This is a genomic window from Pedobacter folensis, from assembly GCF_056490665.1.
The window spans coordinates 1483206-1497762 of record NZ_JBWJIF010000001.1 but is presented as its reverse complement, the minus strand read 5'-3'; the positions used below and the strand labels follow the sequence as shown (position 1 = coordinate 1497762).

At 38.0% G+C, this 14557-nt stretch carries 13 protein-coding genes; 2 read left to right on the top strand and 11 right to left on the bottom strand.

Features of this window, described 5'->3' with window-relative positions; translation table 11 throughout:
• Nucleotides 1–301: 301 nt before the first annotated feature.
• Nucleotides 302–2557, top strand: coding sequence for a tetratricopeptide repeat-containing sensor histidine kinase (locus AC04QZ_RS05955; protein WP_478356978.1), 2256 nt, complete (start codon nucleotides 302–304; stop codon nucleotides 2555–2557).
• Between the two features lies 1 nt (nucleotide 2558).
• On the opposite strand, the gene AC04QZ_RS05950 is transcribed toward AC04QZ_RS05955, so the two are convergent.
• From AC04QZ_RS05950 to AC04QZ_RS05905, 10 genes are all read right to left on the bottom strand, one after another.
• On the bottom strand, nucleotides 2559–3311 hold the full coding sequence (locus tag AC04QZ_RS05950) for a LytR/AlgR family response regulator transcription factor (RefSeq protein WP_086546828.1): 753 nt from the start codon (nucleotides 3309–3311) through the stop codon (nucleotides 2559–2561).
• Nucleotides 3312–3436: 125 nt separating this feature from the next.
• Nucleotides 3437–4045: a DUF1684 domain-containing protein gene (locus AC04QZ_RS05945; RefSeq protein WP_478356977.1), complete on the bottom strand. Its 609-nt coding sequence runs from the start codon at nucleotides 4043–4045 to the stop codon at nucleotides 3437–3439.
• A gap of 9 nt (nucleotides 4046–4054) precedes the next feature.
• Nucleotides 4055–5152, bottom strand: a complete 1098-nt coding sequence (gene aroC, locus AC04QZ_RS05940; protein WP_086546826.1) for a chorismate synthase — start codon at nucleotides 5150–5152, stop codon at nucleotides 4055–4057.
• A 198-nt stretch (nucleotides 5153–5350) separates the two neighbouring features.
• On the bottom strand, nucleotides 5351–6619 hold the full coding sequence (aroA, locus tag AC04QZ_RS05935; protein WP_478356976.1) for a 3-phosphoshikimate 1-carboxyvinyltransferase: 1269 nt from the start codon (nucleotides 6617–6619) through the stop codon (nucleotides 5351–5353).
• 224 nt (nucleotides 6620–6843) lie between these two features.
• Complete coding sequence (locus AC04QZ_RS05930) at nucleotides 6844–7983, bottom strand: chorismate mutase (protein ID WP_478356975.1); 1140 nt, start codon at nucleotides 7981–7983, stop codon at nucleotides 6844–6846.
• Nucleotides 7984–8110: 127 nt separating this feature from the next.
• Entirely contained in the window at nucleotides 8111–8944 is an 834-nt protein-coding gene (locus tag AC04QZ_RS05925) for a prephenate dehydratase (protein WP_029275918.1), read from the bottom strand.
• A gap of 361 nt (nucleotides 8945–9305) precedes the next feature.
• Entirely contained in the window at nucleotides 9306–9923 is a 618-nt protein-coding gene (locus AC04QZ_RS05920) for a hypothetical protein (protein WP_478356974.1), read from the bottom strand.
• 365 nt (nucleotides 9924–10288) lie between these two features.
• On the bottom strand, nucleotides 10289–11251 hold the full coding sequence (locus AC04QZ_RS05915) for a sterol desaturase family protein (protein ID WP_478356973.1): 963 nt from the start codon (nucleotides 11249–11251) through the stop codon (nucleotides 10289–10291).
• Nucleotide 11252: 1 nt separating this feature from the next.
• Complete coding sequence (gene aroB / locus AC04QZ_RS05910; protein WP_478356972.1) at nucleotides 11253–12311, bottom strand: 3-dehydroquinate synthase; 1059 nt, start codon at nucleotides 12309–12311, stop codon at nucleotides 11253–11255.
• Complete coding sequence (locus AC04QZ_RS05905) at nucleotides 12311–12517, bottom strand: RNA-binding S4 domain-containing protein (RefSeq protein WP_029275915.1); 207 nt, start codon at nucleotides 12515–12517, stop codon at nucleotides 12311–12313. Before AC04QZ_RS05905 ends, aroB begins: the two co-directional genes overlap by 1 nt.
• Before the next feature lie 94 nt (nucleotides 12518–12611).
• Here AC04QZ_RS05905 and AC04QZ_RS05900 point away from each other — a divergent pair, with 94 nt between their 5' ends.
• On the top strand, nucleotides 12612–13796 hold the full coding sequence (locus AC04QZ_RS05900; RefSeq protein ID WP_478356971.1) for a proline dehydrogenase family protein: 1185 nt from the start codon (nucleotides 12612–12614) through the stop codon (nucleotides 13794–13796).
• A gap of 439 nt (nucleotides 13797–14235) precedes the next feature.
• Here the strand turns inward: AC04QZ_RS05900 and AC04QZ_RS05895 are convergent, their stop codons facing one another.
• Complete coding sequence (locus AC04QZ_RS05895; RefSeq protein WP_029279495.1) at nucleotides 14236–14556, bottom strand: Mpo1-like protein; 321 nt, start codon at nucleotides 14554–14556, stop codon at nucleotides 14236–14238.
• Nucleotide 14557 lies beyond the last annotated feature (1 nt).

Sequence of the window (14557 nt, the reverse complement as noted above, 5' to 3'; positions counted from 1 at the left end):
TGAATAATTTAAAGGGTTTACAATCAGTTTCTTATTTGGTTGAAGCTTAAAATGATTAAGATTTTGATGAAAAGGTAAAAAACCAGTTACCTATTGATCAGTTTTTTACTTACTTTTATAAACCAAATTCTATTTTGTTATTTCAGTATGTTTTATCTCATCCCGGATATGAAACGCTGTCATTTTCAAGATTTTTCATGCTCATTTTGTAGTAAAAATAATTCATTGGTTTGACCTGCAAATGAAGCGCTATCTTGTAAATGCTCAGTTCATTAGTAAAGTGTGTTTTTTTAAAAAAGGCATGCTGTTGCTCTTTTTCTTATTTTTATGCAAAGCCGGCTTTAGCCAGGTGAGTGCGCCGCAGAAGAAACTGGATAGCCTTTTAAGTTTAAATCATAATAATCTAAAATCAGACTCTACCAAAATCAAAATATTGACGGAAGTTTACCGCCAATACATGAGGATGAAAAATGTAGATAAAGCGGAAGAATACGTAGATAAAACCATTCAGCTTTCGCATGAGAAAAACCTAAAAAAATTCTCGGCCATGGCCTACTACCGCAGAGGCTTAATGTATCATGGCAGGTCTGATTATCAAAAGGCAGAAGAAAACTATCAAAATGCAGTTGCTGAGTTTTCCTCAATAGGCAATTTGGATATGGTAGCCGGTACTTACCTCAATCTGGGAGCTTTATATGGCAGTATTCCTGATTATGTCAAATCATTAGAAGTTAACCAAAAAGCAATAGCCATCTACGAAAAAATGGGCAACGAAACCGATATGGCAAGTTGTTATACCAATATTTCTGCCATTTATCAGAGTCTGGGTAATCAGAGTCAGGCACTGGTGTACATGAACATGGCACTCAAGGTTTTTGCTAAGGAAGGCGAAAATACAAGAGGTGTAGCCGTTGTTTATGGCCTGATTGGAACCAATTATTTTGAGGCTTCAGATCGTGAATTAACGGAGATGAATGTATTACCCGGCCAGAAAATAAAACTGGCCTTAGAGTATTACAACAAATCGTTACGGGTATCAGAAGCGATTGGAGATGTAGGATTAGTGGCAACCGTTAAACGAGACCTTGCCGACTTGTACAGTTCGATAGGGCAAAAGGATGTGGCGTTAAAATCATATCAAAAATCGGTTGAGCTAAATAAATCGGGCGAAGATAAGGAGGCTTATGCCGCAAGTTTATATGCTTTGGGGAACTTTTACCAAAAAGAAAATGATTTAGGAAATGCAATCGTATTACTCAATAACAGCTTAAAAATTGCAGAAGAAAACAGGTTGTTGGATATTGAAAAGCAATCGAGTTTAGGGCTGAGTGCCGTCTATGAAAAACAAAAAGACTATAACAAATCCTTAGCCTATTACAGGCAGTATATTGCCGTTAGGGATAAGATTTTCGATCAGGAAAAGGAAAAGGAAATTACCAGGAGGCAGATGCAGCTCGATTTTGGCATTAAAGAGCGCGATTATTTACTGAAGCAGAAACTGACAGAAGGCGAGTTAAAAAGGCAACAACAGGAACTTGCACTAAAAAGGCAGCAATTGGTGTTGAGCGATAAAGAAAAAGCATTGGATCTGTTAACTTTTCAAAAAGCAAAAGCCGATCTCGATATTCAGCGATTGGCTCAGGATAGCAAATTTGCCAATGCTAAATTCGAAGCACAGTTAGCCGCCGGAATAAAGGATAAACAGATTAGTAAACAGGTACAGCAAATTAAATTTGATGAACGTGTAAAATTATTCCTGACCATAGCCACTACACTTATTCTGGTTATTGCGGTTGTTATATTTTTTAATCAGCGGAAAACCACCAGGCTGAATAAGATTATCAATACTCAAAAACGGGAATTAGAGCAGTTAAGTAAGGTTAAGGATCGTATTTTTAGTGTGGTGAGTCATGATATGCGTACCCCTGTTAATTCCTTAATTTCCTTTATGCAGTTATTGGAAGGTGGCAATATTGAGCAAGAGAAATTAAACCGATACGCTGCATCACTAAAAAATAACCTCACCTATACCTCCACCATGATGGAGAACCTCCTCAATTGGGCGGCAAGCCAGATGCAGGGATTTAATCCGTATTTAGAAGCATTAGACGTTCATGAGCTGATTAATGAGGTAATCCTTTCTTTACAGGATAACGCGAATGATAAGCACTTAGCTATCGAGAATTTAGTGCCAGCCAAAACATTTTGCAAAGCAGATTCGAATATGTTTATGCTGGTTATTAGAAATATCGTTAGTAATGCGATTAAGTTTACGCCAAATGGTGGCACCATCACCATAAATTCAGTTTCTAATGGAAATTCGCTGGAAATTAAAATTTCAGATACGGGTATCGGTTTAACGCCCGTACAGGTCGAACATTTTAATAAAGCAGGTTATCTGGGGGCTGGTGTGAGCACCCTGGGTACCAATAAAGAAAAAGGTACTGGTTTAGGTTTATTGCTTTGTAGAACGTTTATTAGCTTAATGGACGGTAAAATCAGTGCCGATACTAATCCGGCAGGCGGAAGTTATTTTAAAATCATTTTGAAAAAATAACTTATTTTAAAAATCTCGACAGAATTTTCTTGTCAATAGATTTCTCCAGTAATTCCTGACGGTTTGAAGCACTTATTGGAACCAGGAAGTTATGATCTAAATGAACCTCGTGATTGGTTAAGGTTACAATATGGTTAATGTTAATGATATACTGTTTGTGTACCCTTGAAAAAATTTTCGAAGGCAATTGTTTTTCTAAATTTTTTAGGCTGACCAAAATCACATGTTTATCAATACTGGTAAACAGCTTCGAAAAATCACCCATGCTTTCAATATAAATCACATCATTATATTTCAGTTTGGTAATGCCTTTAGTTTCCCTAAAAAAGAAGTAATCGTCGTCTTTATCTTCGTTGTTTAAATTTTCAACAGGAAGTTTATTTACCTGTTTTCTTAATTCAATATATTCAATTGCTTTATTGGTAGCTTTTAATATGCGTTCGAATGTTGCCGGCTTAACAATAAAGTCAAGGGCATCCAGGTTAAAGCTTTCTGCGGCATACTCGCTAAATGAAGTGATAAAGATAAATAGCGGCTGTTTTTTAAGGCTCTTTAGTAAATCCATACCAGATAGCTCTGGCATATCAATATCAGAATAAACGATATCTACCGGGGTACTGGTTAAAATTTGAGAAGCTTCTATACCGTTATTACAGACAGCAATAATATTTAATGATGGGATTTTTTTGAGGTGCATTTCTATGGCATCTCTTTCAATTTCGTTATCATCAACAATTAAACAGCTGTACGTCATTTAGGGATAGGTTATATAATTTATTTAGAGAACACTTATTATTACTTAATGTTTGTAATTTACGTTAAAATGTGGATTATAATACAATCCAGGTATCATTTTATGGATAAACGTAACATTAACTTTTATTTCTGATGTTTCTTTTCACCAGTATATAATTTCTCGCCTGCCTTTAGGGCCAATGGCAAGTCGTTTTCTTCTGGTGGAACAGGGCAACGGTATCCGTCGCTATAGGCACAATAAGGATTATAGGCTTTATTAAAATCAATTTCGATGTGGTTGTTTATGATTTCTTTTGCGTCCAGATCGATGTACCTGCCACCGCCATAGGTTTCCTTATTGTTGGTCTCGTCAGTAAAAGGGAGAAAGAGGTGATCTTTATAAACCGGGTTGGTTGATAAAGCAACACTTCGATATAAAGTCATTTGAATTTTTTGGTCATTCAGAACGAAATTTACATGTGCATATTTATAGTAATCGCTGCTGGAGCCATTAAAAGTAGGCATTTTGAAAACTTTTTCATTCTTCAGTATTTCCACGTCAGCCAAAACTTTATAGGCACTGTCTACCTCATAAAAGTGGAGGTTTTGCAGGTCGTTTTTCTTCAGTGGAGACCGGTCGTCTTTTATGAAATCCTGTTTATAGGCTTCACGATGTTTTGCGATCTGTTCAGCATAACTTTGTGCAAAGCTATTCATGCTGATTAATAACAATAAGAAGGTAATAATTCTCATTAATGCAAATTAAATAATGCTGGCTTTGTTTCTTAAAAACTGATCGGCTAAAACAAGTGCTGCCATGGCCTCAACAATAACTACCGCTCTGGGTACCACACAAGGATCATGTCGGCCTTTTCCTTTAATCTCTGAGGCTTCACCAGCTGCATTGATGGTTTGTTGGTTGTGCATAATGGTGGCAACAGGTTTAAAAGCTACCTTGAAGGTAATATCCATTCCGTTAGAAATGCCGCCTAAAATACCACCGGCATAATTGGTGGTGGTTTTAAAAACTTTCGAATCGGCAGCTTTTGGCTGAGGAATATCATTGTGCTGCGATCCTCTTAATTCGCTTCCCGCAAAGCCTGAGCCATATTCGAAACCATGAACCGCATTAATGCTGAGCATGGCTTTACCTAAATCGGCATGTAATTTATCAAAAACAGGCTCGCCTAAACCCGCAGGGCAACCTTTTACTACACAGCCAATTTTTCCGCCAACGGTATCACCATCTTTACGAACCGAATCGATAAATTCAATCATTTCGTGTGCCGTTGCAGGATCAGCACAACGTACAATATTTTCTTCCCTGATTTGCAGCAAAGCTGATAAATCATTACTTTCTAAATTAGGCGCTTCTATGGTACCTACTGAAGTTACATGTGCAAAAATTTCAATGCCCTGCTGCTTTAAAAATAGCTTGGCAATTGCTCCGGCGGCTACACGGGCAGCTGTTTCGCGGGCTGAAGAACGACCTCCGCCACGGTGATCGCGGATACCATATTTCGCATCATAAACATAATCGGCATGGCTGGGACGGTAAACATCAACATTATGACCGTAATCTTTTGACCGTTGATCTTCGTTCGGAATTAAAAGTGCAATAGGCGTACCTGTACTTTTTCCTTCAAACACACCCGATAAAATCTGAACGGTATCGCTTTCTTTTCTTTGCGTGGTAATTTTGGATTGACCCGGTTTACGTTTATCCAGTTCTGATTGGATAAAATCCATGTCGATATCCAATTGCGCCGGACAGCCATCAATAATTACCCCAATGGCTACGCCATGAGATTCGCCAAAAGTGGTGATGCGAAATAGTTGTCCGAATGAGTTGCCTGCCATATTTGTTTAGATGTGAGAAGCTAGATACTAGATTTGAGTATTATTCCTTTTATCATATCTGAACTTCATTGTTTTTATATGTCAGATTTGAGCTATTAAATTTGAGAATTTTCTCCTCAAATTGCACCCAAATCTGGTTAGATTATTATTGTTGTTTTATTTCTTGAGTCTCACTTCTAGTGTCTCAAATCTCGTGTCTCATATCTCTCTCACCTCAAATCCCGCCTTTTTCAAATCTTCCCAATAATACGGATAAGATTTTTCTACGACCTGCATTTCTTCAATTTCAACTTCGTTAATCAATAGTGCAAGCGGTGCAAAAGCCATTGCCATACGGTGGTCCTCGTAGGTTGCAATCGTAATTTTATCCGGGAAATGAAGATTGTCAGTGTTTAGTGTATACACCAGGTTGTCTTCCGTTAATGTCACACCTATTTTGGCCAATTCGTTCTGAAGGGCTGCAATACGGTCTGTTTCTTTAATTTTTAAGGTTTCTAAACCTGTAAAAGCCATGTTTTTACCCAAAGCTGCCGCAATAACGACAATAGTTTGTGCTAAATCAGGACAGGTTTTTAAGTCTAAAACTTCTTTTGTATCTAAAGAAAGGCCTAAGTTGCTAATCGCAATTCCATTATCGGTTTTGCTGGTTGCAATGCCAAAAATCTTCATGATATTTTTGATCTGGCTATCACCCTGCAAACTTTTCTCTTTTAAAGCAGGTAAACTAATTTCTGCTTCATCAGCTAAAGCTGCAATGCTGTACCAATACGATGCTGCACTCCAGTCGGGTTCTACAACCAAGGTGCCGGGTTTAAAAGCCTGTGGTTTAATGGAGATTGAATTTCCATTCCAGGAATGTGCAATGCCAACTTCAGCCAACATATCTAAAGTCATATCTACATATGGTTTAGAAGTGAGCTCGCCTTCAATTTCTAAAGTTAAACCCTGAGGTAGGATAGGAGCAATCATCAGCAAAGCCGAAATATATTGACTGCTGATATCGCCTTTAATTTTAACTTCAGCAGTTTTTTGATTTAAAGGGCCAACAATATTCAATGGTGGGAAACCTTCGGCTTCTGCATAAGAAATATCAGCTCCGATTGTTTTTAAGGCTTCTGCCAAAATACCAATAGGACGTTGTTTCATCCGCTCGGTACCGGTAAGTAAGAAATTGCCGTTTTTAGCTGAAAGATAAGCCGATAAGAAACGCATAGCGGTTCCGGCAGGGCCAACATCAACTGTTTTTGATTCCTGGATTTCTACTTCTAACTCTTCTTCAAGATTATTCAGAATGCCATTTAAGGTTACCGTATCGGCAGCATTGGAAAGGTTTTCAACTTTAACCAGTTTCTTGCTTAAAGCGCTAATAATTAAAGCCCTGTTGCATTCGCTTTTCGAGCCCGTTAATTGGATTTCCGTATTAATATTCTTGGTTCCTTTAAAAGAAACTAAGGCGTTTTTCGACATTTTATTCTGTTTTTATTCTTAAATGTAAGTGTCAGATGAAACATCTGACACCACATTATATTTGTTTTTTATATCATATTGAGTTTGCCGAAAATTATCATAAATCCTTCGACAGGCTCAGCATGACACCACTGTTAAACTTGGCTTTAAGCTTTCGTCTTTCAGTTTTCAAGTTTGGGTTAAGCATATGGTTTTACCCTAAACCCTCAACCCTTAAACCTTTATTATGCTTTAACTTCAGTATGTTGCTCAGCAGCAATGCCTTGTTCAGCTTTGCCGGCATTCATAATTTCAGTTTGCTTACGGATCGATTCACCGTGCACCAATTCTAAGAATTTCTCGGTAAAGTTTAAGTCTAATTTTAAAGCTTTTGCAAAAGCATGACCTTTTTTAATGATGGCATCCCAACGGTTAACCTGTAAAATAGTTACCTGGTTATCGCGTTTAAATTCACCAATTTTCTCTACAATAGCCATACGTTCGCCTAGTTTTTGCAATAATACATCATCAATTTTATCAATTGATTTACGTAAATCAGCTAATTTATCAGCAAAAGCTTCGTTTGGTGCTTCTGGCTCACGAACAGTTAAACGATCAACCAATTCAGCTAAAGCCGCTGGAGTAACTTGTTGTTTAGCATCTGTCCAGGCAACTGAAGGATCTACGTGAGATTCGATCATTAAACCTTGCATATCTAAATCTAATGCTTTTTGAGAAATGTAAGGGATTAACTCACGGTTACCGCAAATGTGACTTGGATCATTGATGATTGGTAATTCTGGGCAAAGTGTTTTTAACTGGATAGCAAGTTCCCACATTGGTTCGTTACGGAAAGAACTTTTCTCGAATGAAGAGAAACCACGGTGAATAGCACCGATTTTAGTAATTCCTGCACCATTAATACGCTCAATTGCACCAATCCATAATTGTAGATCAGGGTTAACCGGGTTTTTGATCAATACCGGAACATCATGGCCTTTTAAAGCATCAGCAATCTCCTGAACAGTGAAAGGATTTACAGTAGAACGTGCACCAATCCAAAGGATATCAACACCCGCTGCCAAAGCCTCTTCAACGTGTTTTGCATTTGCAACCTCAACAGCTGTTGGTAAACCAGTTTCTGCTTTAGCACGTTTTAACCACTCTAAACCGATACTTCCGATACCTTCAAATTCTCCCGGACGGGTACGTGGCTTCCAGATACCAGCTCTCAATACCGATACTTTACCGGTAGCAGCCAATAAATGCGCTGTAGTTAATAATTGTTCTTCAGTTTCTGCGCTACAAGGACCAGAAATGATTAATGGTTCGTTGTTTACGTTTAACCAGGTGTTTAAGGGTTGGATGTTTAAATTAAGTTTCATGATGATGGGGTTGTTTAAAGTCCGGAGTTCCTAGTCGGCAGTCCGGAGTTATATTTTAATTATTTTATTATTACAAGTTTGAATGTTCACTTTGTCTGCGGACTCCTGACTTCGGACTCCCGACTTTTTATACTTTATCGTTCTTCTGATATTCTCCTAATATGTTGAAGTTCGATGTATATTTTAATGCTTTTCTAATGGCTTTATCGTATTTTTCAGTACTTGGCCATTCTAAATCGACGTAAAAGTAATACTCATTTCTCTTACCTAAAACCGGCATAGATTGTATTTTTGTTAAGCTTACATCCTGTTCTGCGAAGATATTTAACACCGTGGCCAGCGAGCCGGCTTTGTGTCCAACCTGAAAACAGATTGATGCTTTGTTTATTTTCTTTCCTTCGTCTGTTTTATCTTTTTTAAGGATTAGAAAACGGGTGTAATTTTTTTTGTTCGATTCTACGCGGCGTTCTAAAATGTTCAGGCTGTAAAGTTCTGCAGCTAAACTGTTTGCAATGGCCATGGTATCGGTTAATTGCTCTTCCTGAATCCGTTTGGCGCAGGCAGCAGTATCATTGCTTTCTACAATTTTAATGTGTGGATAATCGTAAAAGAAATCGATACACTGGCGGATGGCAATGGGATGGGAAGTAACTACTTTAATATCCTCAAATTTTACGCCTGGTAACGCCATTAAGTGCAACTGAATAGGTAAGTAAACCTCGCCCACAACCGAAAAACCAAAATCACGGATCAGTGTATAGTTTGGCAATAAACTGCCGGCGATAGAGTTTTCGATAGCCATTACTACGAAATCGGCATCGTTTTTCTCTAGCTTGTCGCAGGTTTCTTTAAAAGAATTACACTCAACAGTCTCAATGTCTTTACCAAAGAATTTGTATGCGGCTTCTTCGTGAAAAGATGCTTTAATACCCTGAATTGCTACTCGTTTTGTCGTTTCCATTTTTGCGTTAAAACAAAAAAGTCCCGGCTGTTTGCCGGGACTTTTTTATACATTTTAATATTGTTATATATCTTTTTGCATATTAGCCCCGGCTCTTACTAAAATAGTAAAAGTAACCAAAGTAATATGTGTTTGTAATTTGCATCTCTTTTTTTTGTTGAGCCAAATGTAGCAACAAAATTTTATTTGTCAATAGGAAATTGAAAATATTTTTAATAAAATTTAATTTTGTTTAAAATGAACTGGATTCTTAATAGGTCTTTTTGTTGATTAAAACGGTTGAAAAACGGATTTTTATATGGTTAAAGGTGCTTTGTGCTTAAGGCATCGAATTTATCAATCATGTAAAGACCGAGATTATTTACCGCATTTTTTTTGAGATTTCCAGCACAAAACCGCTATAAAATTCTCCAAAATAACTGAAATAGCTGCCGTCTTTCGAAATAACGGTAAAGCTGCTACAAGGATAGGGGTGTTTAAAAAATGTCTTTTCTACAATTTGTTCCGGATCTTTAATCCATGGGATGGCATTTTTATATTTCTCAAGGCCTGTAGCGTCCTTATAAATATAAAGTGTTTTGGCATTTGCGATGTCTCTAACGCCTTTTTCAATCTCCTTGTAGGCTGATGTGATGAAGCTGGTATTGCCGTTAGCATTGCAGGGATCCGGTCCGGGATAATAGATGATGACGATCTGTTGTAAAGTGTCGATCTTTTTATGCGAAGCATTTTCGAGCAGGGCAATGAGTTCTTTACGGTTGCCGATTTTTCCCTGCTCTTCTCTTTTAATTAATTTACGATAGTTTACTGAATCACCAGGGATATCCAGCACAGCATGGGTTGCCCGTTTTTCTTCGAAGATTGATTTACTGATTTCCTTACTATCTATATCAAAATACCTGATGTTATTAATTTGCTGCGATTTAACACTGAGTGTGAGAAAGAAAATGGAGAGGAGCGAGAGCATTAGTTTTTTCATGACGATAATTTACTGCAATATGCTAAATATCGAATTAAAGTTATGCATAAGTGAGAACATTAATCACAGATTGGATGCCTTGCCGTTCAGCATCTGCAACCGATTAAAAAAAGAAAGAGGCCTGTCTGGCTAGGGCAAATAGAACACCCCGTCCTGCGGACACCCCTCTAAAAGAGGGGAATTATATACCTGCTGATATTTAAATGTCATTTATATTTATCTGTATAAAATTGATTACTCCTCAGAATCACAGCACTTTAGCGTGCTTAAAGGTCATCCGTGTTTTTCCGTGCATCCGAGGCAAAAAACAAAGAAATGATGTTAACAAAAAAGGCCTGTGGAGCCACAGACCTTTAGATTTTTTTTTATCCGGTAGAACTTAACTCTCCGCGGTCGTTGAGTCCTTTTACTTTATTCTGTTGTAATGCTTCATACCTTTTCTCTTCCTCTTCACGTAATTCCCGTTGCATAATTTTAGCAATTTTGGTGCTTCCATCATGGCTCCAACCCGGCGGATTGAAAATGTATTTCACTTTATCTATAAAAGTTGGTGCTTTTTTAACATCGGCACTTAATGCAACAAACTCATGGAAAATAATGTTAACCGCACCCGTATCTTCAGGCTGGGTAGTTAAGCCGTACTTCACCACATCTTCAGGTAACTCCTCCTGGAAAGTGCCGAACCACCTATCCCAAAGGATTAAAACCATACCCATGTTTTTGTCAAGGTAACGTACATTGCTGGCGTGGTGCACCCGGTGATGTGATGGGGTAACGAAAATATATCCGTACCATTTCGGAAGTTTAATGTTGTACTGCGTATGCACCAGGTTACCATAAATTTGGGTCACCAGGTAAGCAAAAAGAATGTCAACCGCGGTGAAACCCATAAATGCCAGTGGCAAATAAAAGAAAACACGGTACAATGGCTCGAAAACAGTTGAACGGAAACCAGTGGTTAAATTAAAATGTTCAGATGAGTGGTGTGTAACATGCATGGCCCAGAAAAAGCGTACATAATGACCAACCGTATGCAAAAACCAGTACAGGAAGTCTTGCGCTAAAATCAAAACAAACCAGTAAAGCCAAATATTAGGAATTTGGAACAAACGGAATTGATAACAGTACTGCAATAGAAAAAAAGTGCCTGTTTTTGTGGCTAAATTAATCACAATAGCGGCCGTCATCAGGTAGATATTGGTCCAGGTATCGCGTTTAGTATATAATTTTCTGTCGTGCACATAGCTGAAATACATTTCAACCAGGGTTAAAACGATTACAAAACCAAACAGGCCAACAACAGAAATATCACTTCCTGTAAATTTCATTTTATAAACTATTATAATAATCTAAACTGCTCAAAATATCGGCAGTGCTTACACGGCAGTTAAACGTGCATTTGCCTGTTGTTTCTAAAAGTGAAAAGAGAATGTTTCCATCTTCATTCTTTTTATCACTCTGCATCAATTCTAAAAGCATGTCAAAGCTTTCTTTTTTGATGTGGTATTTAGGATATAAGGATAAAATATATTCACTAATATCTTTCAGTTCCGCTTGTGTTAACGTACTGTTTTTGATCGATAATGCAGCTTCACAAACAAAACCGATAGCAATGGCTTCACCGTGCGTTAGCGGATTTTCGTCATTAGCCAAAGAATAACCTTCAACGGCATGCCCAATGGTATGGCCGAAGTTTAAAATCTTACGCAGGTTTTTCTCGTGCGGATCGATGGTTACCACTTCGTTTTTAATTTCTACTGAGCGGTAAATATCTTCAGCAGAAGGGGTTAAGTAGTTGCTTTCTTTTAACTTTTCGTAATAGGGCTTATCATAAATCAAGCCATGTTTAATCATTTCGGCAAAGCCCGATAAAAGCTCGCGTTGTGGCAATGTTTTTAAGAATGCGGTTTCGATAAAAACCATTTGTGGTAAGGTAAAAGTACCCACCATGTTTTTTACATTGTCGATGTCAATTCCTGTTTTACCACCTACCGAAGCATCAACCTGCGATAAAAGGGTAGTAGGTACATTGATAAAATCGATACCTCTTTTGTAGGTAGAGGCAATAAATCCGCCCATATCGGTAATTACACCGCCACCTAAATTAATCATTAAACTTTTGCGGTCGGCCTCAAAATCTAAAAGCGTTTTCCAGATGCCTATACAGAAATCAATATTCTTGTTTTCTTCACCTGCCGAAGTTTCGATCAGGTCAAATTCAGAAAAATCATCTAAAAGCGACTGAAAAAGCGGTAAACAGATTTCGCTGGTATGCTCATCAGCAAGTACAAAAACTTTACTGTATTTGTTGCTTTCTAAAAGTGTTTTTAGTGCGGTTAAACTACTTTCGAAATATAGGGTGTGACCTGCGCTGGTTAGTGGTTTCATTAAATAACTTCTATTTTGTTTTCGCCAAAAGTAATAATATCGCCAACCCTAACCTTATAACGTTTGCGGAATTCGACCTCGCCGTTAGTTTTTACTAAACCATCTTCAACAACGGTTTGGGCATCGCCGCCACTGCCAACCAATCCGCTTGCTTTTAACAGCTGGATGAGTGGAATAAATTCGCCTTCTAATTTGAATTGTATCATTTTCTGCAAAAATACGATTATTTAGAGGTTTTTAGTTTTAACAATCAATGCTTTTTATAATTTTGCACCAATCTGACTTAATTATAGATAAAAAATGGATTTATCCCCCAACAAGCAACCAAATTTCGATAATACGGAAGTCGCTTTCCGACAAAAAACAAACGGCGAACTAAAAAAAGCTTACTGGCTTTTTAAAATGATTGGCAGTAATTTTCTCACCAAAGTTGGTCCTGCCATTACCAATTTCTTTTTAAATATCGGTTTACCCATTCAGGGCGCAATAAAAGCAACTATCTTCCAGCAATTTTGTGGTGGCGAAACCATTGCTGAATGTGATAAAGCTATTGAACAACTACATAAAGGTGGTGTAGGTACCATTTTAGATTATTCGGTAGAAGGAGAAGAAGAAGAGCAGGTTTTTGATGAAACCTGCGCCGAAATTATCCGCACCATTGTGCGCGCTGATGGCGATGTCAAAATCCCGATTACTGTTTTCAAAATCACCGGAATTGGTCGTTTTGCCTTATTGCAGAAACTGGATGCTAAAGAAACCTTAAATGCCAGCGAAAAAGCTGAGTACGAAAAGGTGAAACAACGTTGTGAGAAGATTTGTCAGACAGCCTTCGATAAAGGCGTACCCATTATGATTGATGCGGAAGAAACCTGGATTCAGGATACAATTGATGAATTGGCCCTGGATATGATGCGTAAATTTAACCGTGAACGCATTATTGTTTACAATACCTATCAAATGTACCGTCATGATAAGTTAGCCGATATGAAAGCCGATCATTTAATTGCTAAAGCAGATGGATTTATTCTGGGGGTGAAAATGGTTCGTGGGGCCTACATGGAAAAAGAACGTAAACGCGCAGCAGAAATGGGTTATCCTTCGCCAATTCAGCCAGATAAAGCAGCTTCAGACCGTGATTACAATGAGTCTTTGCGTTATTGTGTAGATCATATTGAAGAAATTGCCATTGTGGCCGGAACGCACAATGAAGATAGCAGCCGTTTATTGACATACCTTTTAGAGGAAAAGAATATTACACACAATCACCCGCATGTATATTTTGCCCAGTTGTTGGGGATGAGCGATAACTTAAGCTTTAACCTTGCCGATTCGAATTATAATGTAGCCAAATATGTTCCTTATGGACCGATTAAAGCGGTAATGCCTTATTTGTTCAGAAGGGCACAAGAAAATACATCTGTTGCCGGACAAACAGGCCGTGAATTAGGTTTGATTGAAAGAGAACTAAAAAGAAGGAAACTGTAGTTCGGTTTTCAGTTAACAGTTGGAAATTTTCAGTTTTGGGCGGTAATAGAAACTGCTGACTGGAAATTGCCAGCTGTTTTTTATTTTCGTATCGTCATGCTGACCTGTAACGAAGTGGAAAGCTACGAAGTAAACCGAGCCTTAAGCGAGCTCACCGAAGGTAATTTAGTTCAGCATCTTATTAATCCATTATTTTTTTTGAAAATGAGCATGCAGTAGTTCTTCGGGACGTACAGTCTCGCTTTGCGCTATATCTTTTTGGCTGCCCTTCGACTTCGCTCAGGGTGACAGCCAAAAAGGATGCCGCTTCAATCGAGTTTAGGTGGTGCGGTAGTAGATTTTGAAATCTATGGCTTAAACTTCCCAGGTTCTCTTTCACTCCAGGCCAGGGTAGTCAATAGATGCTGCGAACTGAAAATTGTCAATTGAAAACTACTAACTATTTCTTCACCACAAAAGATTGTTTGCCAGTTAAGAGGTCGTAGAACAAAATAAAATCGCTCACTAAGCTATAGCCGGGATATTGAAAGGTGGCGGGTTTATTTTTCTCGAAAAAGAAATGTCCAACCCATGCAAAACCATATCCCAATACAGGTATGGCGAGAAAGAAATGCCAGTTGTGAAAAAGAAAACCAGTAAAAAAGGCAAGACAAACCAATCCGGTCCCGATAAAATGTAAAATACGCGAGGTGGTATTGGTATGTTCTGACAAGTAAAAAGGATAGAACTCTTTTAGCGACTTAAACTTTTTTTCTGACATA